This window comes from Sedimenticola selenatireducens DSM 17993, assembly GCF_000428045.1.
GTDB classification, from domain to species: Bacteria; Pseudomonadota; Gammaproteobacteria; order Chromatiales; family Chromatiaceae; genus Sedimenticola; species Sedimenticola selenatireducens.
Genome location: NZ_ATZE01000012.1, coordinates 76,678 through 100,283 on the forward strand (window position 1 = coordinate 76,678; position 23,606 = coordinate 100,283).

The window sequence follows — 23,606 nt, forward strand, 5'->3', positions numbered from 1 at the left end:
GAATCGACCCATCGTGTCATCCCTCCTTTACAATGCGCTGCCAGTGGGAGACAACACGGCGACGGTACCGGTCTGCACGTTGGGAATCCTTCGGTGAGTGATAACAGCCAACGCTGCCCCACCAGTCCTGCCGCGTGGTGTAACAATCCTGCAGAATCCCGGCGCCCACGCGTATGTTGTGATACGGATCAAGCGCCTGCCATGGGGTTCCGAGCCGATCCTGGTGGTAACGCCAGTTGACCTGCATCAGGCCAATATCAATGGAACGCTTCCCCTCCTTCAAATACGCCGTCAATGCCTGCCAGGCCGCTTGCCGGGAATCGAAGAAGTAACCCCGGCCGGCCACGTTCAGTGTCCAGGGCCAGGGCCGGAGGGCTCTGGCCTGTCCCGTTTGCTTACCACTTTCAGTGAGTGCCACAGCGAACAGAACGCTCTGGGGTATTCCGTGCTCTGCGGCAATCATGCGATAACCCGCTGGCACGGATTCATTCGCCCTGCTTATGGAAGGAAGCGTCAGGACGGCAAATACGATCGGCCAGCCGAAAACTCGTATCAACGCCATCATGGGCTAGAGCTCCGAAATCAGTAGTCGTGTGACGTCCTCACCTCGACGGCGCAATACGGACGGGACGTCACCTTGCCCCTGCGTCAGTTTGTCGAGGGCTCCGCCATCATGATTGAGGGTGATTCGCCGGCTGCGTACCCAGTCCGGATCGATCTGGTGATTGGACGCCCAATCCCTGACGGCGCGATCGTCTCCCTTGTCTACATCGGTGAGATAGATATCGATACCGCTGACTTCGTCGATCCGCTTTAACAGCTTATTCAGCAGCAGATCACAGGCCGGACAATCCGGGCGCGTAAAGAACAGCAGGCGATCTCCGGACTGAAGGGCATTTTTCACTTTGGTCTTTCCCGGCAACCGGCTGATGTCGATCAAAGACACATTCGGATACAGGCGCTTGGTTGCAGCATCGTAGGCGTGCTGGAACGCAAGGATACGACCGGCGTCTTCATACATGGCGTGGGCCCACACTTCGGCATACCGCTGTCGCTCTGCGTCATCCCGCGCATGAATACCGAGCACTTCGATGGGCGATATCGTCGCCGGACTGATGCTCCCACGAATGCCCTGCATCAACTGTTTGTAACGGCGCCACTCCGTCTCCGACAAACCCCACAGACGAGCGTGCGCCAGATCCGTGGCTGATAAGACGTTCGTGGATTTTTGAGAACTATCCTGCCGGGTATCCTCGACCTGGGTATGTGACAACTCGACCGCCATCACGGTATTCGATACGACAAGGGCACCCAGAAAAACAACCGGCTTCCATCGTCTATTCATCGATGCATTCCCCTTCACACATGTCGGTCTTCTGTGCTGCCTGGTCTCTATGGCCGATATAGGGGACCGTCAGATCCCGGTAAATTCCAGACTTGTCAGGAAGACACCCACGCATCCCCGGTGTAGCAAGAACTGAATCTGCCGTAGTTTGGATACGAGATGCACTATTGCTGGATGGTTCAGCGCCATCATTCTTCTCTGCTATCGCGGATCCCAGCGAAAACCCGCCGAAGAGCAACAACACAGCTAATACGATTTCCATCGGTTCTACCTCTGTAATGAAACGGAATGGTTCTGGCCATGCGGCCCTTTGAATTCGACCCTGCCCTTGAGGCGGTCGATGCGTGACACTGTCCAGCCCGACTGCTTCGCCCCGAACTTCAAGAATGCAACACGACCTGCCTGGGAGATGGCCACGTAGGTCATGTCATCCCAAACGTCGATGGCATCGACTTGAAACGGTGGAGTTTTGGCGGGTGCAGGTTTCGACCTGGCCGCCGACTTATGCTGGGCGACCTTGTGCTTCCTAGTCTCCTTGATGAGGGTATTCAGCCGCGCAATGGAATCTTCAATACGTTGACGAAGGGCATGGTTACTTTCCGTAAGATCGGCAACGGCCACTTTGATCGCGAGAACACCTTCAGCCACGGAAGCCAGGCTTTTCTTCACATCCGCGCTCAGGGCCACTTGCGCTTCGAAACCGCGGTCGATCCGGCCAGATAATGATGTCAGCCTCTGATCGATCTGTTCTACTTTGCCCTCGGCCGGGTCTATCTCCGGTTCCGGTGTTTTGATCACCTCCTGGGTTGGCGTATTGGAGTCCTGTATCTGGAGTTCATCCAACGGTTCTTCTTGCCGCTGGATCTTGGAAAGCGACAATGCACTGATTACGACGATACCGACCACAACGGCGGTCAGTACGGACTTATAAGCCAGCCGCCGGGACCTTGGCTGCCTCTCTGCCTTATCCTGCTTGCTCTCCTTTTCTGACGGATTGATCTGCTCCGGTTGCTGCTCAGTCGTCATCCTGCGATTCCTCCACATTAGACATGTACATGGTCTCGTGGGCAGCAACCTGCTTAACTGCACACTGCTCGAAGGTGATCAGTCGGTGAACAGGATCCTGGACTAAATGGAAGGCCGGTCCCGCGAGTGTCTCCAGCGCCTCGCGCAAGGTCATCGGCCCAAGATGGTGATGGACAGCCGGCAACGGTAGTGCAAATAACGCGAGCGTTTCCGGTGCGGAGGATTCAGTAGCAGCCAACCGATATCCACTGCGCTGCAGGAGATACCGCACTGCCTCTCCGATGGTCTGGATCCGCGCTGGCAACTGAACGGTAACGGTCGCTTCCAACAGTTCCGACTGCGCCTGGGTCGGAGCCGCGGAAACCATCGAATACCGGCCTGTCTGGATATCGCTTGCATGAAGGTTCACGCTGGCGACAGTACAAATGCCGGCGATACATATCGCTGTCACTGCACCAGGGTGAGCAGGATTAAAGAGTGATCGTTTCATAATGGATTCAGCCTCAGTGGTTTGATACAACCTGGCCGGCATCATGAAGCTGCGCTCGGGTACTGAAAATGAATAATCCATTCTCACCGGCGCAGTGTTTTTGTGGCTGTATTCACGTCCCGCAATAGACCGCCACAATCTGTGGTCTCTCGTGCCCGAGCTCGAGACTGATTGTCAGGCGGGCTTGCTGGTCAATCCGTTTTTGTTCCGGCGTGAGCGTTTTGACTGCAGGACCGCCCGCCGCGGGTGAACGCCATCCGGTCAGTTCCTCATAACGATTCTGTGCATAGGCATGACGAAGACCATGCATCCTGGATAAGCCTGCCCTGGCGGTCTCGGCTTCGTACAATCGCAATTGCTGTCGATAGTTCTTTGCGCTGGGAATCAGAGAACCTTTACCGGCCAGCTGGCGCGCACGGTCGAGAACTGTGCGCTGGGCTTCAGTCCGTATCGGGATGGTTCGCGCCTTGCCGCCCTTGGTCCAGCTTTCCTTGAGGGCGATATGGTCGCCGCGATTGGCGTAGTCCGGCATGAACTTGATCGCCTCTTCGCGGCGCAAGCCAAAAGCCTGTTGTAGTTCCAGGCTCATCCGGACACGGGCATCTCGAATCTTGCCAAGTTCTTCCGCCCCGACACTACGGGCCTTGGATTCGTTGGTCACAAACTGCCGGTTCGGAACACCATAATAATCGTTCGATCGAGCAACGACGTTCTGGCGGTTGACCTTCTGTGCCCACCAGCGAATGACTGCCAGCCGGTTCTTCATCGCCCCGGCCGACAGCTCTTTCTCTTGCCAGCTTTTGACCAAAGCCTCGATGTGCTTGGGCTTGAGCGACTGTGCGCTCATATGACGGTAACCCAGTTCATGGAGCTGGTCGGCGATCTGCGTCAGCAGCCGCTCCCGGTCTCGCTGGGTGGTAAAACTGCCGTCCCGGTTTCGACGGCAAATCTGCTTGAGTTGGTAGTTCAGGTCTCTCAAAAGTGTTCTCGCATATCGGTAAGTGTTTCTGACCCAACCGGTGGCCATAGCCATTCGGTCCCGCGTATACCCCAAGGGCACTTCCTCGCGTTGTTTTTCAACAACGCTCAGGGCGCGCGGTACGGTCATGGGACACTACGCCCATTGCGACCTAAAGCTGCCTGGTCTAGGCAACGCCGGTTCTCCCCGGAGGGAATGGTCTGGCGTGGACCAACGTGCGCCGTTATTGGCGCGATTTAAGTGTGGTTACACATCACCTCCTTTCAGATAGGCGGAACACTTCCGCGGTTAATGAAGAATGAACATCGACGGTACCGCTAGGTGCGGACGTCTTGGTTCGACGAATCAATGCAGGCCGGTGCCTGCGAGAAAGAACCGATCCCGTGGTCGGCTCGGATTGGAGAAAGAACCCACGGCTTTCGCCGCAGCGCATCAAAGGGTTCGGGTGCGCTCTGTTGCCACTGTTTCCGCAGTAGCCACGGTTAAAATCGGTCGAGGGCGGCAGTATCAGCCTTCATCACTGGCCCTGCACTGAATAATCCTGCCGAAAACCCGCGCCGTTTCCGGGAATGCCGCCCTCGTCACTACCCCGCTTCGCTTGCCAGTGACGAGGGCGCCTTCGGTTCAGGCACGCCATGCGCCAGGCATCCGCCTGTCACAGGACCTGCTTTTAATCGGTTGTTGCAATCCCTCGGGCCGGCTGTACCTGACCACTGGGGCCCACAGGCGCCGCTGAACGCGGCCCCGCCCTTGGCACGCGAGTTAGAGGCTCGCGTTGCCGTGGCGGGCAAGGCATGTGGACTCAGTGGACAGCCATAAAGTGTTGGTACTGGACGTAGTCAGCCAGTATCTTGACTCACTCGTACGTCCGTCGGGTCGGTCTACGTGGTGTGATGGAGCGGAGAAAGGAGCCCCGCAGAAAGCGGGGCGTTGGTGGGGATGGGAATGACTACTCGGATTCCTGGAATACTTCATCCAGATTGATACCAGCTGACTCGACGTGATGCTCGATAACAAGCGCAAGCGACTGGCTACCATCCGATTGCGTAATATGACGCAGCTCGTCGGGCTCATAGCCGTCTGTGTCGTAATCGACGACAGCAACACCCGGCGCGGCATCAGGCTGATCGGCAATCACTGCCTGCACAATGCCGCCCTCCAGAACGACAGCCAGCCTTGCACAGGCCAGACCGGGGCTGCCTCTATCCGAACTCGCCCCGGTTGCCCGAAGCGCGGCCTGATAGGCCTGATCCAGATCGCTCCAGTCGATACTGCCACCTCGGGCCTCACCATGCCTGTAGGCCTCGACCAGCAAGCTCGACGCCTGGAAAGCTGCATCCCTGCGACGAAGCGTTACCACACTTGCGTCCGGCGCTGGCCACGGTTCATCATCGAGCAACGTCTGTTCGACCGTAAACAGCAATGGGCAGTCGCCCGTTTCATCGTAGTCATCGAGCAATAACGGCACCGTTGCCGTGTCCTGCCAGATATCACCTTGCTCGAACAAGGTCTCGGCTTTGCTGACCGCTTCGTCCGAATTGTCGGCCTCAATGCCAACCATGACCCGGTGCTCGTAGGGCAAGGTGTATTGAACAACATATTTCATAATGATCTCCTTCTGAGTGGTAACAGGGGGAGACCATCACCCACCAGGGAGACAGTCTCCCCGGTGGGTATGGCGAAGAACTCAAGTCGTTGACTTGATCGGTTGATTGAACAGCATGCGTACTACGCTTCAGTCCTCATGCGGCAACAGGATCGTGATGACCGGTTCACCGGCATCACCTGGACCGACAATGAGCTTCAGTGTGACCAGCTCCGCTTCGGTCGAGTGACCGTCACGGGCTACCCGATACAGCTGGAACAACATCCGGTCACCCGAATCCTTGCTGGTGCGTATGGCATGAGACGCCATATACAGGACGTCCCACAGCCTCCCCGACAGATCCTGATGCACCTGCTGCTCACTGTCATCCTCAGCCCAGGCCACACAATCGGCCCAGACCACAGATGTCAGCGCAACGGGCCATTTGAAACCAGCCTCGCTGGCCATGGAACCCGCATCGATCAGTACACCGTCCTCGATGGCCTGTGCACGGGTATAGGTTGAAATTACTTCACCGAAAAACGCTTCAGTGGACTGTTTATTGGAAATGTTACTCATGGGTATTCTCCTGTGATGGATAAACGCCAGGTCACACCTCCTCCCCTGCCGGAGAAGAAGATGCTTCCCCGGCAGGGTTTGTAGAAAAGTGTTGGACTTCAAAGCAGCCCACGTTCTGCGAAAGAGACACTTTCGCCAGCTGAGACCACAAAGTGGTCCAGCACCCGCACATCAACCAGTGCAAGTGCCTCTTTCAGACGGCGAGTGATCGACTCATCCGCGTGACTGGGCTCAGCAACACCCGATGGATGATTGTGAAAAAAGACCATAGCGGCGGCATTCACCTCCATGGCCTGCTGCACCACGACCCGCGGGTAAACCGAAGCGCCATCGATGGTGCCCTGGAACAGCTCACGCACGGCGATGATCCGGTGACGGTTATCAAGAAACAGACAACCGAAGACTTCGTTACGGTAGTCTGCCAGGCGCAGACGCAGGAAATCCCGCGTCTCGTCCGGTTTACTCAAAATCCTGCCGGCTCGATGTTTGATAGACAACACCTTCATCGCTAGTGCGATCACTGATTGCTTTTCCACATCGTTCAAGTCTGCTGGACTCAAACCGGACAACCGGTCTTCTACCAGCACCTCTTCGGATGCATCCGTTTTCTTCATGACTGATCCCCTCAGGAAAAAGGGAGACCAGTCCCTCGGAGGAATGATCCCCCGATGGGTAGAAAATGGCCGGGTAACGTGGTGTTACCCGGCCAAACGTTGAGTTACGCCGCGTCTTCTTGTGCGGTGTAGAACGGTTGCCCGTCGACCTTGGCCCACGCAATGCGCAGTAGCCGTGCCTTCAGGCTGATACCGGTTTCGCCGGCCTTGTCCCCGTTCTTGAAGGTGAAGGACTCGGCAAAGAGATCACTGAGTGTGAAGCCGATCAGTACCTTCAGATTGCCCTCGACGGCCGGCTTGAGCTGACGCACGATTTCCTGCGCCTGCTTTCCGGACACGCGACACTCGAAATGCGTGTACTGGGCGTTATCGACACTGCCACGAAGGGCAGCGATGGTGATACTCAGGAAGGGCTCTCCTTCCTTGGGTGTCACCTCCCGGACACGATTGAGATAACCGATGCCGGTGGTGTGAAGATCGAAATACTGCTTGGTTTCGTTGGTTGACATAGCACTTGCTCCTTAGAGGTTAAAAACTCCCGGAACAAGCGCGCCCCTGACGGGGATGCTTGCCCGGCAGGGTGAATGAAATGGAATCAGGTTCCACTCCCTTGAGAAAGGACCGACGACAGAAAACTGTCGCTGTGCACCGATTGCACGGCCCGACGGTGCCTCGATTGCCACTGAACCGCAGTGACGACGGATAAAACCAGTAAAACAGACACAATCAGGCCGCATCAGAGGCCTCACAGACATAGCGCAGGTACTTGAGCATGCCGCGTGCATTGGCAAACGCAGGATGTTCAGCAATCGCTTGATGCGGGAACCAGTTGGCGATGTGTTTAGACAGTGCCACGGTCCCACCACCGACGAACAGCACACGATCCAACTCGATGCCTAACCCCAGTTGCCGGCGGGTCTCGTCATGAATGCGTTCCACGGCCTCGCGCATGGCTGCCTCGACCAACGCGGCAACATCGTGCTCCTTTCCTTGAAGACGAACAGTCTTGTGCTCCACCGCCTGGGATACCAGTTGCTCACTCAGTGACTCCAGATCGAAGCGTTCCTGGATTCCATCGGCCACACTCTGTTTCACGTTCAACATTCCACACTGCAGCGAACCAGAAGAGGCATGCAATATGCCCTGGTCCTTTACCACGACGTAGTCTGTCGTGCGTCCACCGATGTCGACGATGGCAACCGGCACGGAGACACGATCCGCATCGAGTGTGACGCCGTCCTCCAGTTCGACGATCACGTAGTCATACCAGGCGGCCAGGGCCTCCGGTATAACCTCATGGAATGCGATGCCCGCCGGCAGCGCATCCGAAAGTGGGCGAACTGCCTGCTTGAGGCTATCGTGCTTCCTGGCAATGGTTTCCTGCCGATGCTCACCGCTCTTGCGGTAGAAGGTGCTAACAGGCAAACCGGAGACAGCATGTACACTCTTTCCGGCAAGTCCGGCCTGCTGCAATGCATGTTGAACAACTGCTCGGTTCAGACCAGACCACGGGTAACCCTCAAAGTGCGTGGGCGCACCGTCCAGGGCACCAACCGAATACACGGTATCCTCTGTCTCGTACTCAGAGATTCGTTGTTCGGCCTCATGGATCCAGGTCACACCGGCTTGGCCCACGCGAGCACGTGAAGGAATCGCGAGTAACCGGCCATCCGGAAGTGCGATCTTGGTGAATGCATAGCCATCGTCGAGGCCAACCGGGATGGGATTTATTGAGCTTGCGTCAGCCATATATTTTTAATCCTCTGATTCGTTATCGAGTATGTTTGTTGGTTGCCTGCCCTAGCCCATCACCTTGCGCCCATCACCTTACCGAGGGCCGCAAAGGGTTTAGTACCCTCCGTGGCCGATATTGGCTCAGCGGACACAACAGCAGGCACAGATTCGGGAAGCCCGGCAGTTCGATGCGACGACCGGGACATCGAGTTGGTGAATGCCATGGTCGAATCGCGTCTCGTATCGTCAGATGTACCGCGTAGCGATTCGATCTCGGATCGAAAACCCTGAACCAGCAACCCACGCAACCATTCCTGCCGGCGGTTAGCGGGCACTTGTCTGTGTCGGTTTAGCAGGACAGACTCCAGCGCCACACGGGGATCAAGCTGTATGGTGACTCGGGTTCCAGGTTGTGCTTTTGCCATGACAAGACGGCCCCACTGACTTCAAACAAGCTCAGGATTATGGAGACACGTACCTGGCAGACCAGAGGAAACCCGATACATCACGTGTCGTCGTTTTCGTCAGGGAAAGGAGCTGTGGCCGGTGCGGTGGGTGCGGAATGCAGTCTGAGATTCCTGGAGTATCCCGAGGACAAGTGTCGTTGAGTTGGCGCCATCGGTGCACGACGTTTGCCACTCAATACATCATCGGGAACTACTCCCATGAACTGGACAGCCTGCGTATTCTTGTCGTTGCCTTTCTGAATATCAGACCGCTCGATGCGCAGAAAGCGATAACCCTGAGGAATCATGAACAGGCCACGGATCTTGCGTGCGCCCAGCTCAATGATTTGGTCACGCGATGCACGATCCAGCACACCGATGTGGCTGGCAGTTAGTGCGCCACAAACCAGGGCATCGTATGTCGACACGAGGCGTGCGGCTTGATAAGCATAGGGGTTGGCGAACTGTAGCGGCATCCGGTAGGGTCGCTCAGACACGGCAACGTCGACCTCTATCGAACCCATCTGTGTCAACCGCTCATCCAGATCCCGCTGGAGACGCTGGAATAGCGCCTCCCGATCCTCAATGGCGTCATGTACCTTGATTAGCCACCAGTCTGCATACGGATCATCATTACGCGATGCCTGCCAGATCAGTCGCAGCCGTTCAGCGAATAGCCCCAGACCGATGATCGGCGATTGTCCCTTCGTGCCGTTACGACCACGAATCAGCCGACGAGCCTGGTTCGTCTGCAGCGTTAGCCAGACCTGGCCACGCAGTGGACCCAGTTTGTCAGCATCGGTCGGTTTGGGAATCGGGTTTTCCGTGGTCACGGGTTGTCGGTTTCCTTGTTGCATGAGTTTGCGCGTATAAACGCATGCGCACTCGTTATGAACAAGGGAAAATCCCGTCGACAAATGGGAGGGTTGTATATCGAGTTCGAATTTCGACAGGTGATTCCAGTGGAATCACCTTGAGAAAACCTTATGTCTCGTTAGCTTCTGATGCTGACTCCTTATTTGTTAGCATTCCCAACGCCTTCCGCATCTCATCCATCCGTACCTTTGCCAGCGCCATGCGCTTCTGGCGTTGCTCGTCAGTCTCCTTCGGTTCAGTGGCTGTGTCGTGGCGTGATGCCTGTTGACGCTGGGTCTCCCGTGCGCGCCGGGCATCCCGAACCTTAATGCCGAGATTGGGCACAAACTCGCCCGATTTCATCAATTCACAGAGACGGAACAGGAAACTGATCTCGTCATAGACCGGCTTCATGCCCTTTTGCTCGGCCTGGAACCGCCCCTCCAGTTCATCAAGAATCGGCTGGCGATCCTCTGGGGCAAGGGTGAAAAGATAGCGGTTTGCAATGTCTCTCTGGTTGTCGCCCAGGCGCCGCGGATATACCAGCGATTCTCCGTGCTCACCGGCATGCATAAATTTCGACGCACTCTCACCAGAAGTAGTAGTTGTTTTTTTATTATTATTACTACTACTACAACCTGAGTTCGATTTTTGTACGTTCGATTTTCGAACTTGGGTCTCAACCGAGTTCGAATTTTGGTCATGGTGATCCCGCGCCTGCCTGTTGCCCATAGAATCATGACGAATCTGCTGGATAGCATCGCAGGTAAACGAGAAGAACCGGCGTAGACCTTCGTTACCTGTGCTCACCACAGACTGTATCCGCCGTTCGATTGGATGCTCCAGGGCGCATACGTCACGCCCGCCCCCGACATCCTCATCAATGGACGCCAGCACACCCTTGGCCACTGTACGCACCCGGGCATGACCATGGCTCACGGCCTTATTCAGAAAGGCCATGTAGTCGCCATCCAGGTGGATCACATCGGCCAGTGGCAAGGGCTCGTCGTGCAGTGCATAGACGTTACCGCGAAACCGCCCGCTGGCTTTACGCATACGACCACAGAGGGTCAACCAGCGCGAGGCACGCAGGATGGCAATCGCACGGGCGATCGTAGAACGCGATGAAACATTGACCATACGGGAAATGGTTTCATAACTCGGAAAAGCGGTATTAGCCCCCGTCTCCCGAACCGCCAGCATGATGACCATCCACACCAGTTTGTCGACAGGCTCGAGTACCGGGTCACGGATTACCGCAGTGGGAAAAGATTGGTGCCGGTTTCCGAGGAAAAGGACCGTGTCGGCAGCACCGCCATCGCGTGATGCCTCCACACGAGCGATGGTGGCCTTGATCAGTTTATCGAGGGCGAGTGTTTCCGGACGAATGACGCCTGTCTGCTCATCCATCATCACCTACCTGAGCGGCACCATCGTCATTCTGGCCGGTCAGGTTTCCGTACTGGGCCCATCTCTGGGTCAGGTTCCAGATGGCGCGCATCGGCACCCCAGTCTCCCGGTGGAGTTCCAGGTAATCATTGGGCGCGAGTAATCCAGTTGTCTCCCCATCGACCCGGCTCGACCAGGCCTGCCAGAGCCGGTTGGAACTTTCCTCATCGGCTTCGGGGGGACGCCCGACCGAAGGGCTCACAGACAGGGTACGCCTTAACCGGCCGTAATCACGGGCGTTCAATCCGAACAGGATCAACAGCATCTCATGCGGCGCATCGGCTGCGATCAGCGACTGCAGGGTTTCTTCCGATTCGCGCTGCACCCGCAGGTGATCGATCATCGGCCAGTACACCTGTCGATTCAGGGCGATATCCAAACAGTGGGCACGAAGCGATTCAACACGGTACAGGTCCGAGACGTTCATCTCCCGCAGAGCCTCGATCTCACGTGGACCGAATTTCATGTTTTGCAGGGCCACGTGGTCCCCTTCTGCCAGGCAGCGAATGGCATACATCAATACGGCAGTGACCAGATCGGATTCCTTCGTGCTTTCCATCGCATCTACTCCCAGACCGATACACCGGTATCCGCGGCGATACGTCGGATGCGTCGATAGGTATCCATCAAGGCCAGCAGATCTCGCCAGTCCCGATCATCGAGCGGCCGCCAGAGCCGATAGCCGGTGTGACCCGGATCCAGTGTCCAGATACTGCTGAATAACAGATCGGCATCTTCGGTCTCGAGTGCACGGCGAAGGATGGATTCGTCCGGCAGCAGCGGCAGAATGGCCTCGAGCGGCGCAAAGGTCATCTCAGCACAGGCCGCCAACTGCCACCAAAGCATGGTGAGCTGACTCAAACTATCCTCGTCGAGCTGATCCGCCAGGGTGGGATCTGGAACATCGCGTAACACGAATCCCAATCCCTTGCCGGACACTGCTTCAACGAGGTCCGCCATGCCGTTTCGCTGGGCCAGTCGTGTCGCAAGCGTCCAGGCTCGGCCACGCAAAGACTTCAGATCATTCGGGCTGGTATCGTTGGTGAGATTCGGTAGCTCGGTGTCAGGCTCAGAAGTCTCTTTGACATCGTCATCTGGCAGACCAGGAAGCGGTACTTTCCCGGGATTCGACTGATCCGGTAGTTCCGGTGGTAACTCATCAGTGGATGCTCGATCCGAACTGGATACACGCGAACCTCCATCATCCTGGTCAGCATCGAACGATTCGTCTGTAGGGCGCTCAAGTTCTGATGAATCCTCATCCGGATCCGGTTCCATTTCGGCCTCTGGAATCACCAGTTCCCTGCCGGCTATCTCGGCATCGAGCATCACGCGTATGGTATGAATGCTGACATCCAATGCAGCGGCAATTTCAGATTCAAATGCGCTGCGGAGCACATCTGTGTCCCAGTCAGGGCTATCGTACCGTTTGCATAGTGTCGTGAAGACCTCTTCGAAATCCTCTGCCGACTCGGAACACCGATCCTGCCAAATCTTGTGAGCGGCACGCTCCAATCTGCGAATGCGTTCGACATGCGGCCTGCCGAGTCCGCCTTCAAGCGCAATGGGGATGACGGGTAACAATCGATCGACGGTGTATACCATCTGGGAAATACGCGCCTGGGTGATGCGATACCCAGCACGGCGGAGTTCTGTTTCGAGACGCCTTTGAGAGATCACATCGAGACCGAGTTCTTCGGCAAGCAATTTTTGCGCTTCGCAAACAGCGCGCGCCTTATCGATGAAAGTAAGGCCTCCCCGCAGGTCGTTTTCCCGAAGATGCGCCAGCAGGACATCGGATTCGCAGCACCAGGCTTTGAGCAGGCAAGGTACTGCGGCAAAACGTTGATCACCGGTCTCGGCGAATAACTCCTTCAGTATGATCAGCCGCGTATTACCACCAGCATGGACGATAAAGTCAGCCGCATCTGGCCGCTGCGTGACCACCAAAGGTTGGTCCAGACCGGTATTGCGGATCGAGTCTCTGATCCGGTCATATTCGGGATTGCGGCCGTGACGCGGATTGTGCTCGTATGGCTGAATTCGGGAGATGTCGATCATCTGTGGCGCCGGGCTGGTGGTTGCTTCTGCCGGTTGTGAGATCGACAAATTCGCAGGCGGCGTTGTGGGTTTGCCAGCCATTGGTCATTCCCATCCCTGCAGGCCGACGAAGATCTCCGGGTAACGGACCAGGCTTTCCCGCGGCACCGGCTCCAGCCGTCCTCCTGATCGGTCCGCCACCCGATGGCTGACCTGCTCAATACGTGTCGCCATCTGGGGGCTCGCATGCCGGTGCTTACCAGCCAGCTGATACAAATAAGCAACTGAATCGTTGCAGACGGTAGCCAACTCTGCGCGTTCCCGCTTGGTGGCATATTTCAAAAATGTCCTTAGCTTCATGATGCCGGACATTAGCACCATGCATATCTATCAGCAAGCTAACTCGCCAACTAAATGTTTATCTTTGTGCTAAATTTCTGCTATATTGCATGCATGATGCGCATTCCAGAAAAAATTCGGTTGAAGAATCTCGAGCTTCTGATTGCTGAAGCCGGCTCTGCTGCGAAACTGGCCGAACGCGTCGGCACCAACAGTTCCTATATCAGTCAGGTCCGGCGTCAGATGCGTACGAAGAAAGGTACTCCGCGGGGCATCGGCGACGATCTGGCGGAAAAACTGGAACGCGGAATGGACAAGCAGGAGGGGTGGATGGACACACCGCATAAGGACGAACGGGACGAGTCACACATCGCTGGCACTGAAGTCAATGCGCACATCGGGCCGGATATCCGCAGCCTATGCCCAGTGATCTCCTGGGTACAGGCTGGCGAATGGATGGAAATCGCCGAAGGTTACCAACCCCAATACGGTCAGGAGTTGCTGCCCTGCCCTGTCAGTTGCAGCAATGATTCTTATGTCCTGCGCGTACGCGGCATCAGCATGGAACCCAAGTTTCATGATGGCGATTTGATCTTCGTGGATCCTCATGTGGACCCGATCCATGGAAAATACGTGGTCGTCATGATCGAAGACACCGCAGAGGCCACCTTCAAACAACTTATCGTCGAGGAAGGCCGTCAGTACCTCAAGGCGCTGAATCCGGAGTGGCCAAACCGGATCATCGAGGTCAACCAGAATGCCCGGATCTGTGGGGTTGTGGTGTTTAAGGGAGAGATGGTTTAAGAACAATTTCCTGAAAAATCTGCTTGGGAAAATTTGTTTGCCTGTTTGATCATCGCTACCTGGATACAACAGCGTAACCCTGATAGAAATCCTACTCAGCTCGTCTCGGTTAGCTGATTTATCCGCCTGCTAAACATTTTCTCTTTGCTCATTAAATTGGCACCGTGCTAAAGTTTTGGCATGGACATTATCATCACCCGAAATAGCACCTGCCTGCCCGCTTTTCCGTGTCTTTCTCACACGACCACCGTTAGCATGAACTGCGCATCAAGGCACGGTGGAACATGTGAACTCATGAGGCAAGCAACAATCGCACAGCAACCCCCACCTTGGGTATTCATCGCGCATGCCTGAGCCTCACCCAATCCGAATCGAAAGAAAGCCAGCGGTGTTAAATCGAACCGGGATGAGTCACGCGACCCTATATCGTCGAATCAGTGAAGGCCTGTTCCCTCCCGGGGTTTCCCTCGGTAATCGTTCTGTCGGCTGGCTGGCCCATGAAGTGGATACGGTATTAAGTGCATATGCCTCGGGAAAAACGACGGAGGAACTTCAAGCCGTGGTAAAAATTCTCATTGAAAAGCGGCAGACTCTGGCCAATTGATTGAGCGATTCCCCCCCCTTCCAATTAGCTGCTGGAGTTAACTTGGGACAATAACCTCCATTCATCGCCTATAACCCGCTTTGGCCACTTTTATTTCTCATAATTAATAAATATACTGCACATTACCCACCACTCCACATATATTTCTTGTTTTTAAGTAATTATTGACTTATTGCCCAACATCGACCTATAGTTTCTTTTATTGGAGAAACTTTATGGCCAGAAAAATTACGCCCTTACCCCTACCCACCTCCCCAGTCGTCGATTCGGTTGAGGCGTTTGGCGCGTTTGTACGCAGCCTGCGCACGCAACAACAACTGCGCATCGATGATGCCGCTGCACTGTGCGGAGTTTCGGTTCAGCTGCTCTCGGATCTTGAAAATGGCAACCGTTCCGTCGGCCTGGACAAGGCCTTGGCGGTTGCACAGCAACTGGGGCTCACCCTGCTGGCGGTACCAAAATCGGCGCAACCCCAGGCAATTGCCGCCATCAAGCGTCAGCCATCATGACAACCCACAGCCTTTCGGCCTGGATTGGTGAACAACCGGTTGGCACCCTGAGCTATCACGACGATACCGGGCGCTTCTCTTTTGAATACGAACAGACCTGGATGACGAATAGCGGCGCTTATCCAATCTCCCCCGCCCTCCCGTTTCGGCGTCCGGACGACCAAACGGATGAACTGCACTCGGTCAACGTACGCCGCTTCTTTGAGAATCTGCTGCCCGAAGGCAAAGCCCTGGAGGATGCGGCGGCTGCGCACACGGTCTCAAAAGGCAACCTGTTTGGTCTGCTGCGCTGGCTGGGCCAGGAGAGTACCGGTGCGCTTGCCCTGTTGCCTGAAGGCACCCTGCCGGCCCGGGTTGAACCGATCGTGCGTGAAGTCACCTTTGAAGAGCTCTCCGAGCGCATCCATGACCGGGCCAATCGTCCCTTCAATGTATGGGACGGCCGGGTACGCATGTCCATTGCCGGTTACCAGGATAAACTGGCGGTCTATGTTGATGAGGAAGGAAAGCTCTTCCTGGTGGAAGGCCAGCTGGCTTCGACGCATATCCTCAAACCGGAGCCGATGAACCCAAAGCTATCCAGGCTGGTAGCCAATGAGCACTTTTGCCTGAAGCTGGCTGCCGCGCTCGGTATACCCTCAGCCGAGGTAGAGATTCTACGCGTACCGGAACCGGTACTGATGGTCAAACGCTTCGACCGCATCAAAAACAACCGCCATGTCGAGCGTTTACATGCGGTGGATAGCTGCCAGGTGCTCAATCTCAGCGTCAACCACAAGTATGAACGCAATTTCGGCAGTGGGCGTGATGTCGCCAATATTCGGGACGGCGTCAGTTTCGAGAAGCTCTTCACCATCGCTCCGCTCACCCAGTCTCAAGCGGCCACGCGCATGACGCTGATCCGTTGGGCGATCCTGCAATACCTGATCGGCAATAGTGATGCCCATGGCAAAAATATCTCGTTTCTAGTCGAGCCGGGCGGCCTGCGCCTCGCCCCTGCTTACGACCTGGTTTCGGTGTGTATCTATCCGGATATCGAACACGAATTTGCCATGGCCATCGGAGACGAGTTCGATATGACTAAAGTCCGCGCCTTCGATTGGGCAGACTTTTCCGACCGCTGCGGCATAGAACGCCGCCTTCTGGTGCGTGAGATGAACCGGATAATCAAAGCGCTCAGAATCCAGCTGCCGACATTACTGTCTCTGCCCAATTACATTGAGGAAGAGCGCGCCATGCTGCAGAAGATCTCGGACCTGGCCCTGCAACAGGCTGAGCGACTGGAAATCGATGCGAAAATGATTGCGAAAGTGGTAATTGAATAGAAGCGGGTGCAGCTTCAACCCGTTCCAATGAGCGAGTCCAGATGATCCGCCCACTTCTGTAACCACTGCCTACACTCCGCCTCGTACCGGTGCAAATCGTAGGTTCCTTCAATCCCCTTACGCGAATGCCCTAGGGCCGCTTCAGCCACCTCATTGGGGCATTGCAGGCGCGACAACCCTGTTCTGACGCTCCTGCGCAGATCATGAGGAGTCCATGTAGGGATTTTTATCATCGTGTCAGCCTGCCTCATTCTCCAAGCCTGCTCGGTAAGCTGCTTTTGCTGGATGGGTAGTTTCGTCTTCTGGGAGGGAAATAGGTAATCACCTGTAGTCATACGTAGTGCAGTCAAAAATTCCACTGCTTGGCGAGGAAGCTGAACATAGCGCTCGGTTCCGGTCTTGCTCTCCCTGATATGAAAGGTCTGCTTCTCCAGATCAATATCCTGCCAAGCCGCATTGCATACCTCTCCGGTTCGACACCCTGTCCAGAGGGTAAATCGAAGAACATTTTTCTGTGTTGCCGTATAGTCAGCACCCGGCAACCATTTCAGCAACGTCGCCAACTCGGTATCAGAGAGGACTCTTTTTCCTCGTTGATGGGTAAGTTTCACTTTGGCCTGCCTGAGACCTGATTTGGCAAGGAGTGCCGGATTTGCGAACTCATCTGAGAAATAGCCCAGACCAATCGCAAACTCGTAGGCAGCGGTAAGCTCTCTCAATACATTTCCTGCCTGAACATTTGCCCCACGTTTAACAATTGCCATGACCATATCTACCACGGCCTTTCGCGTGACAGTATTTGCCGCCATTTCCCCCAACTTGGGAATCACATCGCCATAGAGGGTTCTGCGCGTCTCAGACTGACCTTTCGGTTTTCGTGCGCCGGCGATGACCTTTCCGCTTGGAGATTTCCGGTCTTCGATATACTGGGTCAGGTAGAGCTCTACGAGTTTCTCCACAGTGAAGGATTTCTCAACTGACGATCGTTGTCCCAGTTCCAATTCCTGGTCTTGCTCCCGTTCCTGCTGTTTCTGCCGTTTCTCCTCTTTGGCCTCAGTTGCCGGACAACGCCCCTGGCGACGAATTTGTTTCAGTTCCTGGAGCTTCAATCTCGCTTCGGCCAGGGAGGTCTCCGGGAAGTTGCCGATTTTCACCTGAACGAGCTTTGAGGTGATCGGGCTGGTATAGCGATAGAAAAATGTCTTTAATCCGGTAGCCCCGCATTTCACTCGCAAGCCGATGTTTTCCCCCTTGTCGGCCTTGATTTTATCTCCCGGCTTCATCGTCTCCACTGTCCTGGAAGACAAAGGTTTGGTATTCTGTACTGTTGCCATTGGCATCCTCTTGAATTGATGTCAGTTTGTCCGACGCAATGGAAAAAAGTGTAACTTTTGGATTTAAAGGAAAAAGTTACACCAACATAAGTTACACTTCAAGTTACACTTTTTCCTGAGATTGGATGATATTTCGTGAGACTCGATGAGACCGCAAGAGACGACGGAAAAACGATAAATATATAGAAATCAATAAGTAGCACAGCGTAACGGCATGAGTTCATTAGAAAAAAAAGAACAACACACCCCAATGATGCAGCAGTACCTGCGTATCAAGGCCGACTATCCGGATATGCTGGTGTTCTACCGCATGGGGGATTTCTATGAGCTGTTTTATGGCGATGCGGAACGTGCCGCGCGGCTGCTCAATATCACCCTGACCAAGCGGGGCCAGTCGGCCGGCCAGCCGATCCCGATGGCCGGCATCCCCTATCACGCCGCCGAGGGCTACCTGGCGAAACTGGTCAAACAGGGCGAGTCGGTGGCGATCTGCGAACAAGTGGGCGACCCGGCCACCAGCAAGGGGCCGGTGGAGCGCAAGGTGCAGCGCATTGTCACCCCCGGCACCGTCACCGATGACGCCCTGCTGGAAGAGCGACGCGACAACCTGCTGGCCGCCCTGGTTCAGCAGGCCGACCATTTCGGTCTCGCCACCCTTGACCTCAGCAGCGGCCGCTTCGTGGTACAGCAACTGGCCAGCAGCGAGGCACTGGCGGGCGAGCTGGAAAGACTGCACCCGGCGGAACTGCTGCTGATGGAGGACTACGCCCTGCCGGATGGCCTCACCGCCCCCGGTGGCACCACCCGCCGGGCTGCCTGGCATTTTGACCGGGACAGCGCGGAACGGCTGCTGACCCGTCAGTTCGGCACCCGCGACCTGGGGGGGTTCGGCTGCACCGACCTGCCGCTGGCCATCGGTGCCGCCGGCTGCCTGCTGCAATATGTCAAGGATACCCAGCAGAGCGCCCTGCCCCATCTGCGCGGTCTCTCGGTGGAACGGCGCGAGGAGGCGATCATTATCGATGCCGCCACACGGCGCAACCTGGAGCTGGACAACAGCCTCAGCGGCCAGGCCCAGCATACCCTGGCCGGCATCCTGGATCGCACCACCACGCCGATGGGCAGCCGCCTGCTGCGGCGCTGGATCAACCGCCCGCTGCGCGACATCACCCAGGTTCGGGAACGCCACGACGCCATCGGCCTGCTGCTGCAACAGCAGGCGTTTCCAGAACTGCAGGAGTGCCTGAATGGCATTGGTGATATCGAGCGCATCCTGGCACGGGTGGCGCTGAAGAGCGCACGGCCAAGGGATCTGGCGACCCTGCGGGACTCCCTCGGCCAACTGCCAGACTTGCAATCACAACTGGCGACACTGGACGCCCCGCTGCTGCAGCGACTGGCCGGTGAGTGCGGCACCCATCCCGACACCGTGGACCTGCTCCGGCGCGCCGTGATCGAGCAGCCGCCGATGCTGATTCGTGACGGCGGTGTGCTGGCCGAGGGCTATGACAACGAACTGGATGAGCTGCGCAACCTGTCCCAGAATGCCGATCAGTTCCTGCTTGATCTGGAGAGCCGGGAGAAGGAACGCACCGGGATCGCCAACCTGAAGGTGAGCTACAACCGGGTCCACGGCTACTACATCGAGATCAGCCGCAGCAAATCCGAGCAAGTCCCGGATGACTATGTACGCCGCCAGACCCTCAAGGGCAGCGAACGCTTCATCACTCCGGAGTTGAAGAAGTTCGAGGACCAGGTGCTGTCGGCGCGGGAGCGCTCCCTGGCCCGGGAGAAGATGCTTTACGAGGCGCTGCTGGAGACCCTCCAGGCGGTTATCGCCCCGCTGCAGCAGTGCGCCGCAGCCATGGCGGCGCTGGATGTGATCAGCAACTTCGCCGAACGGGCCGAGACCCTGCAACTCAGTCCGCCGCAGCTGGATGACACCCCCGGCATCCACATCGAGGATGGACGGCATCCGGTGGTGGAGCAGGTGAGCGACGCCCCGTTCGTCGCCAACAGTGTTGATTTCAGCGACCAGCGGCGCATCCTAATCATCACCGGGCCCAACATGGGCGGCAAGTCCACCTACATGCGCCAGACCGCGCTGATCGTCCTGCTCGCCTATGCCGGCAGTTTTGTACCGGCCGGTTCAGCCCGGATCGGCCCGGTGGACCGGATCTTCTCCCGCATCGGCGCCTCGGATGATCTGGCGGGCGGCCGCTCCACCTTCATGGTGGAGATGGAGGAGACCGCCAATATCCTGCACAACGCCAGCGAAAACAGCCTGGTGCTGATGGATGAGATCGGCCGCGGCACCAGCACCTTCGACGGCCTGTCACTGGCCTGGGCCTGTGCCGTGGAGCTGGCCACCCGCATCCGCGCCTTCACCCTGTTTGCCACCCACTATTTTGAGCTAACCACCCTGCCGGAGGAGTACCCGGGCATTGCCAATGTCCATCTGGACGCGGTGGAGCATGGTGAATCCATCGTCTTCCTGCACGCGGTGCGGGAAGGCCCCGCCAACCAGAGTTATGGCCTGCAGGTGGCGGCCCTGGCCGGTGTCCCGCGTCCCATCATCAAGCGCGCCGGTCAGCGGTTGCGGGAGCTGGAACTGTCGGCCCAGCGGCACAGCGACCAGCACGCCAGCCAGCTCTCCCTGTTTGCCGCGGAAGCAGAACCGGCACCCCCCTCGCCCGCCCTGGAGGCGCTGGCCCAGCTCAACCCCGATGAACTGAGTCCCCGGGAGGCGCTGGAACAGCTTTATCGGCTCAAGTCGCTGTGCGACTGAGCCGTTTCACGCTGCGCCGCCTCCCAGCCCTGAATAACCAGCTTGCGTTCACTGCCCCAACGATACTGCCCGGCCTCACCGGTTTCACGGATTACCCGATGACAGGGGATCAGGTAACCGATCCGGTTGACGGCCAGCGCGGAGCCGACCGCCCGCGACGCGCCGGGCGAACCGGTCAGGGCGGCCAGACGGGAATAAGAGATCAGCTCGCCATCGGCGACCCGCAGCAGCGCCTCCCAGACCTTGATCTGAAAATTGGTGCCACACAGTACCAGGTGCAGTGTGCCCGGCTGGGGCTGTGCCGAAAAGATTTGCGCCGCCAGTCGTCCGGCCTGCGCCTCATCCCGCCGCAGGCACGCTTCGGGCCATTCCCGGGTCAGTTCACCCTCAAAACAAAGATCCGGTTCATCATGGAACCCGAGGTGACAGACGCCGTGTGGCGTCCAAGCGATCAGGGCCATGCCGAAGGGGCTGGCGCCCCAGCCGTAGCCGATCTCGAGACCCGCCCCTTGAGCCTTGATCTGTCCGGGGGTCATCGCCTCACAACTGATCATCAGATCATGCAGCCGGCTCGGCCCGGAGAGTCCGGCTTCGAATGCGGCATCCAGCAGCGAGCGCGATTCACGCAACGCCGCCCTGGCCCGCTCCTTGGTCAGATACTGCAGGAAACGTTTCGGCGAGACCCCGGCCCAGCGACTGAACAGGCGCTGAAAATGGTACTCGCTTAATCCCACCTCGGCGGCGACCTCGCCCAAAGCCGGTTGCCGATCGGCGTGTTCACGCAGAAAGCGGATCGCCCGGGCAATGCGCCGATACTGAAGCTGCGATTCGCTGGCAGAGAACTCAGACATGTTGATCCGCCTTGGAAAAATAGAGCTGGCGCGGCGAGAACCCGGTCACCAGGGCGGTGCCGACGATCACCACCAGTGAACCGGTCAGGGTATACCAGCCGATCACCTCATTAAGGAACAGATGTCCCCAGAGCACGCCGAACATCGGGATCAGAAAGGTCACGGTCAACGCCGAAGGCGCCCCCAGGTCCTGAATCAGGCGGAAATAGAGCAGGTAGGCGATACCACTACAGACGACACCCAGCGCAATGACGGAGGCGATCACTGTCCCGTCCGGCGTCCCGGACATGGGAAAAAACGGCACTACCGGCAGCATCAGCAGTGTGGCGGCCCACATGCTGCCGTGGGCATTGCTGAAGGCATCCACCGATCGGGCGTTGCGGGCATAGGTCGAGGCGATGCCGTAACAGAAGGCCGCACCCAGCGCCGCGGCAATCGCCAGCGACGCTCCGGGACGCAGGGCCACCTGATCAAAACCCACCAGCAGGGCGACACCGGCAATCCCCAGCAGCAATCCAGCCAGGGTTTTCCCGGCCAGCACGGTGCGTGTCCATAGCGCGACAATTACGGCACCCCAGATCGGTGCGGTGGCATTCAGTATCGACAGCATCGAGGCGGACAGCGTCTGGGCTGCGTAGCTGAACAGCAGAAACGGCAGTGCCGAGTTGAAAAAGCCCAATATCAGGTAATGCCGCCAATGCTCACCAAGCCGTAGACGTTTGCGCTGATACCAGCCCACAGCAGCCAGAAACAGCGCCGCCAGACCGACCCGCCACTCCACCAGCCAGGCCGCCCCCAGTACCGGCGCACCGATGCGCATGAACAGAAACGAGCCACCCCAGATCGCTGCCAGGCAGAGAAGGCGTACAAGGCTGGCGCTGTCCATATCGTGCTCCTGACTGGAAATAGAGTACCGGTGATCCTGTTACCAGAGTTTGTCAACCGGCAACTGTTGAACCCACTATAGATAGCGCGGTAGCACGATACCACCCGATTCTTGCGCTCTTCCCCTGGCACCGCTCAGGCGTCATAGACGTTCAGCCCATTGACTCCTATGCTTCATTATATGGTTTGCTTCAGGACAGGGTTGGTCGCGAAAAACTTCTCTTGGCTCATACTGCTGTGGGTCATTCCCACGCAGGCGTCCGATCTGCAGCGCGAAGCGCGCTGGACGAACCAGATTGTAGATGCCATTGTGGTTGGTGAGCCGATATGGCTCGAAGCCGGGAACCACCGATTCCTCTCCATCTACACTGAACCGACCGATGAAAAACGTCACGGTGCACTCATCCTGGTACACGGGATCGGCGTGCATCCGGACTGGCCGGAGGTGATCAATCCATTGCGCGAACAGTTGCCGGAACAAGGCTGGGCAACGCTTTCGCTGCAGATGCCGGTATTGAGTGCGGATGCGGGGGTCAATGAATACTATCCAATTTTTCCCGAGGCACTTCTACGTATCGAAGCCGGCATGCGCTACCTGCACCAGCAAGGATATCAAACTCTGGTGATTGCCGGACACAGCCTCGGCAGCGAGATGGCGGCATATTGGGTTTCACAATCCACTGACGGAGCACTCAAGGGGTTTATTGCCGTGGGGCTCTCCGGCGCCGAACGGTCCGGATATGGCGACACCCTGGGGCACTTGGAAAAAATTGCCCAACCGACCCTGGATATTTTTGGCGAACACGATCTGCGCACCGTCAACCTGACGCGCACGGCACGTTTGGACGCTGCCCGGCGGGGCGGAAACAGCGCTTACAGCCAAGTGGAGGTGAAAGGGGCCGGACATATGTTCCGGGGTTACGATGTACCGCTGGTGGAGGCGGTCGCAAAGTGGCTGGGCGGGCTGACCAGGGATTAAAGCCGGGCCAGGACCGGGGCATACTCTCCAGGATCCACAACCGGAC

Annotated in this window: 25 protein-coding genes; 6 read left to right on the forward strand and 19 right to left on the reverse strand. The window is 57.1% G+C overall.

What is annotated here, in order from left to right; genetic code table 11:
* Positions 1-16: 16 nt before the first annotated feature.
* The 16 genes from A3GO_RS23600 to A3GO_RS26710 all read right to left on the reverse strand — a co-directional run bounded on the left by A3GO_RS23600 (position 17) and on the right by A3GO_RS26710 (position 13,376).
* On the reverse strand, positions 17-565 hold the full coding sequence (locus tag A3GO_RS23600; RefSeq protein ID WP_245621724.1) for a lytic transglycosylase domain-containing protein: 549 nt from the start codon (positions 563-565) through the stop codon (positions 17-19).
* A gap of 3 nt (positions 566-568) precedes the next feature.
* The gene (locus tag A3GO_RS0111135) at positions 569-1,345 is read right to left on the reverse strand and encodes a TIGR03759 family integrating conjugative element protein (RefSeq protein WP_051302199.1); all 777 of its coding nucleotides are present in this window, start codon (positions 1,343-1,345) and stop codon (positions 569-571) included.
* Positions 1,338-1,607 carry a hypothetical protein gene (locus A3GO_RS0111140; RefSeq protein ID WP_029133469.1) on the reverse strand — a complete coding sequence of 90 codons (270 nt, stop codon included), beginning with the start codon at positions 1,605-1,607 and terminating at the stop codon, positions 1,338-1,340. Before A3GO_RS0111140 ends, A3GO_RS0111135 begins: the two co-directional genes overlap by 8 nt.
* A 5-nt stretch (positions 1,608-1,612) precedes the next feature.
* Positions 1,613-2,371, reverse strand: a complete 759-nt coding sequence (locus A3GO_RS0111145) for a hypothetical protein (RefSeq protein WP_029133470.1) — start codon at positions 2,369-2,371, stop codon at positions 1,613-1,615.
* Positions 2,361-2,942: a PFGI-1 class ICE element type IV pilus protein PilL2 gene (gene pilL2 / locus A3GO_RS25360; RefSeq protein WP_245621725.1), complete on the reverse strand. Its 582-nt coding sequence runs from the start codon at positions 2,940-2,942 to the stop codon at positions 2,361-2,363. Before pilL2 ends, A3GO_RS0111145 begins: the two co-directional genes overlap by 11 nt.
* Positions 2,943-2,973: 31 nt before the next feature.
* A complete protein-coding gene (locus tag A3GO_RS0111155; RefSeq protein WP_335340036.1) occupies positions 2,974-3,969 on the reverse strand; it encodes a phage integrase N-terminal domain-containing protein in 996 nt (331 codons plus the stop codon).
* A gap of 820 nt (positions 3,970-4,789) precedes the next feature.
* A complete protein-coding gene (locus A3GO_RS23610) occupies positions 4,790-5,446 on the reverse strand; it encodes a hypothetical protein (protein WP_037375211.1) in 657 nt (218 codons plus the stop codon).
* Positions 5,447-5,575: 129 nt separating this feature from the next.
* Complete coding sequence (locus A3GO_RS0111165) at positions 5,576-6,004, reverse strand: DUF6573 family protein (protein WP_029133472.1); 429 nt, start codon at positions 6,002-6,004, stop codon at positions 5,576-5,578.
* A 98-nt stretch (positions 6,005-6,102) separates the two neighbouring features.
* Positions 6,103-6,618: a JAB domain-containing protein gene (locus A3GO_RS0111170; protein WP_029133473.1), complete on the reverse strand. Its 516-nt coding sequence runs from the start codon at positions 6,616-6,618 to the stop codon at positions 6,103-6,105.
* Positions 6,619-6,722: 104 nt separating this feature from the next.
* On the reverse strand, positions 6,723-7,127 hold the full coding sequence (locus tag A3GO_RS0111175; RefSeq protein WP_029133474.1) for an STY4534 family ICE replication protein: 405 nt from the start codon (positions 7,125-7,127) through the stop codon (positions 6,723-6,725).
* 217 nt (positions 7,128-7,344) lie between these two features.
* Positions 7,345-8,367, reverse strand: a complete 1,023-nt coding sequence (parM, locus tag A3GO_RS0111180; protein ID WP_051302204.1) for a ParM/StbA family protein — start codon at positions 8,365-8,367, stop codon at positions 7,345-7,347.
* Between the two features lie 490 nt (positions 8,368-8,857).
* The gene (locus A3GO_RS23615) at positions 8,858-9,631 is read right to left on the reverse strand and encodes a PFL_4669 family integrating conjugative element protein (RefSeq protein WP_051302207.1); all 774 of its coding nucleotides are present in this window, start codon (positions 9,629-9,631) and stop codon (positions 8,858-8,860) included.
* Positions 9,632-9,782: 151 nt separating this feature from the next.
* Positions 9,783-11,063 (reverse strand): STY4528 family pathogenicity island replication protein, encoded by a 1,281-nt coding sequence (locus A3GO_RS0111190; RefSeq protein WP_051302208.1) that lies wholly within the window; start codon positions 11,061-11,063, stop codon positions 9,783-9,785.
* Positions 11,056-11,661, reverse strand: a complete 606-nt coding sequence (locus tag A3GO_RS0111195) for a DUF2857 domain-containing protein (protein WP_029133477.1) — start codon at positions 11,659-11,661, stop codon at positions 11,056-11,058. Before A3GO_RS0111195 ends, A3GO_RS0111190 begins: the two co-directional genes overlap by 8 nt.
* A 5-nt stretch (positions 11,662-11,666) precedes the next feature.
* Positions 11,667-13,244 carry a ParB family protein gene (locus A3GO_RS0111200; protein ID WP_051302210.1) on the reverse strand — a complete coding sequence of 526 codons (1,578 nt, stop codon included), beginning with the start codon at positions 13,242-13,244 and terminating at the stop codon, positions 11,667-11,669.
* A gap of 3 nt (positions 13,245-13,247) precedes the next feature.
* Positions 13,248-13,376 carry a hypothetical protein gene (locus tag A3GO_RS26710; protein ID WP_281179382.1) on the reverse strand — a complete coding sequence of 43 codons (129 nt, stop codon included), beginning with the start codon at positions 13,374-13,376 and terminating at the stop codon, positions 13,248-13,250.
* Between the two features lie 219 nt (positions 13,377-13,595).
* On the opposite strand from A3GO_RS26710, the gene A3GO_RS0111210 reads away from it, so the two are divergent.
* The 4 genes from A3GO_RS0111210 to A3GO_RS0111225 all read left to right on the forward strand — a co-directional run bounded on the left by A3GO_RS0111210 (position 13,596) and on the right by A3GO_RS0111225 (position 16,723).
* Positions 13,596-14,285: a LexA family protein gene (locus A3GO_RS0111210; protein WP_037375241.1), complete on the forward strand. Its 690-nt coding sequence runs from the start codon at positions 13,596-13,598 to the stop codon at positions 14,283-14,285.
* A 346-nt stretch (positions 14,286-14,631) separates the two neighbouring features.
* Entirely contained in the window at positions 14,632-14,889 is a 258-nt protein-coding gene (locus A3GO_RS25750) for a helix-turn-helix transcriptional regulator (protein ID WP_029133481.1), read from the forward strand.
* A gap of 215 nt (positions 14,890-15,104) precedes the next feature.
* On the forward strand, positions 15,105-15,398 hold the full coding sequence (locus tag A3GO_RS0111220) for a helix-turn-helix domain-containing protein (RefSeq protein ID WP_029133482.1): 294 nt from the start codon (positions 15,105-15,107) through the stop codon (positions 15,396-15,398).
* Positions 15,395-16,723, forward strand: coding sequence for a HipA domain-containing protein (locus A3GO_RS0111225; protein WP_029133483.1), 1,329 nt, complete (start codon positions 15,395-15,397; stop codon positions 16,721-16,723). Before A3GO_RS0111220 ends, A3GO_RS0111225 begins: the two co-directional genes overlap by 4 nt.
* A gap of 14 nt (positions 16,724-16,737) precedes the next feature.
* Here A3GO_RS0111225 and A3GO_RS0111230 read toward each other — a convergent pair whose 3' ends face one another.
* Positions 16,738-18,057 (reverse strand): tyrosine-type recombinase/integrase, encoded by a 1,320-nt coding sequence (locus A3GO_RS0111230; protein WP_029133484.1) that lies wholly within the window; start codon positions 18,055-18,057, stop codon positions 16,738-16,740.
* Between the two features lie 214 nt (positions 18,058-18,271).
* On the opposite strand from A3GO_RS0111230, the gene mutS reads away from it, so the two are divergent.
* A complete protein-coding gene (mutS, locus tag A3GO_RS0111235; RefSeq protein ID WP_029133485.1) occupies positions 18,272-20,845 on the forward strand; it encodes a DNA mismatch repair protein MutS in 2,574 nt (857 codons plus the stop codon).
* Here mutS and A3GO_RS23620 read toward each other — a convergent pair.
* Complete coding sequence (locus A3GO_RS23620; RefSeq protein WP_051302212.1) at positions 20,818-21,696, reverse strand: methylated-DNA--[protein]-cysteine S-methyltransferase; 879 nt, start codon at positions 21,694-21,696, stop codon at positions 20,818-20,820. The two genes, mutS and A3GO_RS23620, sit on opposite strands and share 28 nt — an antisense overlap.
* Positions 21,689-22,582, reverse strand: a complete 894-nt coding sequence (locus A3GO_RS0111245; RefSeq protein WP_029133486.1) for a DMT family transporter — start codon at positions 22,580-22,582, stop codon at positions 21,689-21,691. Before A3GO_RS0111245 ends, A3GO_RS23620 begins: the two co-directional genes overlap by 8 nt.
* A 201-nt stretch (positions 22,583-22,783) precedes the next feature.
* Between A3GO_RS0111245 and A3GO_RS0111250 the strand changes: the two genes are divergently transcribed.
* The gene (locus A3GO_RS0111250; protein ID WP_029133487.1) at positions 22,784-23,560 is read left to right on the forward strand and encodes a DUF3530 family protein; all 777 of its coding nucleotides are present in this window, start codon (positions 22,784-22,786) and stop codon (positions 23,558-23,560) included.
* Positions 23,561-23,606 lie beyond the last annotated feature (46 nt).

Bases quoted from the DNA above. Each gene is read 5' to 3' on its own strand.
- parM (WP_051302204.1), bottom strand. From the start codon at position 8,367: ATGGCTGACGCAAGCTCAATAAATCCCATCCCGGTTGGCCTCGACGAT.
- pilL2 (WP_245621725.1), bottom strand. From the start codon at position 2,942: ATGGATTATTCATTTTCAGTACCCGAGCGCAGCTTCATGATGCCGGCC.
- A3GO_RS0111210 (WP_037375241.1), top strand. From the start codon at position 13,596: ATGATGCGCATTCCAGAAAAAATTCGGTTGAAGAATCTCGAGCTTCTG.
- A3GO_RS0111245 (WP_029133486.1), bottom strand. From the start codon at position 22,582: ATGGACAGCGCCAGCCTTGTACGCCTTCTCTGCCTGGCAGCGATCTGG.
- A3GO_RS0111230 (WP_029133484.1), bottom strand. From the start codon at position 18,057: ATGGCAACAGTACAGAATACCAAACCTTTGTCTTCCAGGACAGTGGAG.
- A3GO_RS26710 (WP_281179382.1), bottom strand. From the start codon at position 13,376: ATGGCGACACGTATTGAGCAGGTCAGCCATCGGGTGGCGGACCGATCA.
- A3GO_RS0111175 (WP_029133474.1), bottom strand. From the start codon at position 7,127: ATGTCAACCAACGAAACCAAGCAGTATTTCGATCTTCACACCACCGGC.
- A3GO_RS0111145 (WP_029133470.1), bottom strand. From the start codon at position 2,371: ATGACGACTGAGCAGCAACCGGAGCAGATCAATCCGTCAGAAAAGGAG.
- A3GO_RS0111165 (WP_029133472.1), bottom strand. From the start codon at position 6,004: ATGAGTAACATTTCCAATAAACAGTCCACTGAAGCGTTTTTCGGTGAA.
- A3GO_RS23610 (WP_037375211.1), bottom strand. From the start codon at position 5,446: ATGAAATATGTTGTTCAATACACCTTGCCCTACGAGCACCGGGTCATG.
- A3GO_RS0111170 (WP_029133473.1), bottom strand. From the start codon at position 6,618: ATGAAGAAAACGGATGCATCCGAAGAGGTGCTGGTAGAAGACCGGTTG.
- A3GO_RS23620 (WP_051302212.1), bottom strand. From the start codon at position 21,696: ATGTCTGAGTTCTCTGCCAGCGAATCGCAGCTTCAGTATCGGCGCATT.
- A3GO_RS0111155 (WP_335340036.1), bottom strand. From the start codon at position 3,969: ATGACCGTACCGCGCGCCCTGAGCGTTGTTGAAAAACAACGCGAGGAA.
- A3GO_RS0111225 (WP_029133483.1), top strand. From the start codon at position 15,395: ATGACAACCCACAGCCTTTCGGCCTGGATTGGTGAACAACCGGTTGGC.
- A3GO_RS0111220 (WP_029133482.1), top strand. From the start codon at position 15,105: ATGGCCAGAAAAATTACGCCCTTACCCCTACCCACCTCCCCAGTCGTC.
- A3GO_RS0111190 (WP_051302208.1), bottom strand. From the start codon at position 11,063: ATGGATGAGCAGACAGGCGTCATTCGTCCGGAAACACTCGCCCTCGAT.
- A3GO_RS0111135 (WP_051302199.1), bottom strand. From the start codon at position 1,345: ATGAATAGACGATGGAAGCCGGTTGTTTTTCTGGGTGCCCTTGTCGTA.
- A3GO_RS25750 (WP_029133481.1), top strand. From the start codon at position 14,632: ATGCCTGAGCCTCACCCAATCCGAATCGAAAGAAAGCCAGCGGTGTTA.
- A3GO_RS23600 (WP_245621724.1), bottom strand. From the start codon at position 565: ATGATGGCGTTGATACGAGTTTTCGGCTGGCCGATCGTATTTGCCGTC.
- A3GO_RS0111140 (WP_029133469.1), bottom strand. From the start codon at position 1,607: ATGGAAATCGTATTAGCTGTGTTGTTGCTCTTCGGCGGGTTTTCGCTG.
- A3GO_RS0111195 (WP_029133477.1), bottom strand. From the start codon at position 11,661: ATGGAAAGCACGAAGGAATCCGATCTGGTCACTGCCGTATTGATGTAT.
- A3GO_RS0111200 (WP_051302210.1), bottom strand. From the start codon at position 13,244: ATGGCTGGCAAACCCACAACGCCGCCTGCGAATTTGTCGATCTCACAA.
- mutS (WP_029133485.1), top strand. From the start codon at position 18,272: ATGAGTTCATTAGAAAAAAAAGAACAACACACCCCAATGATGCAGCAG.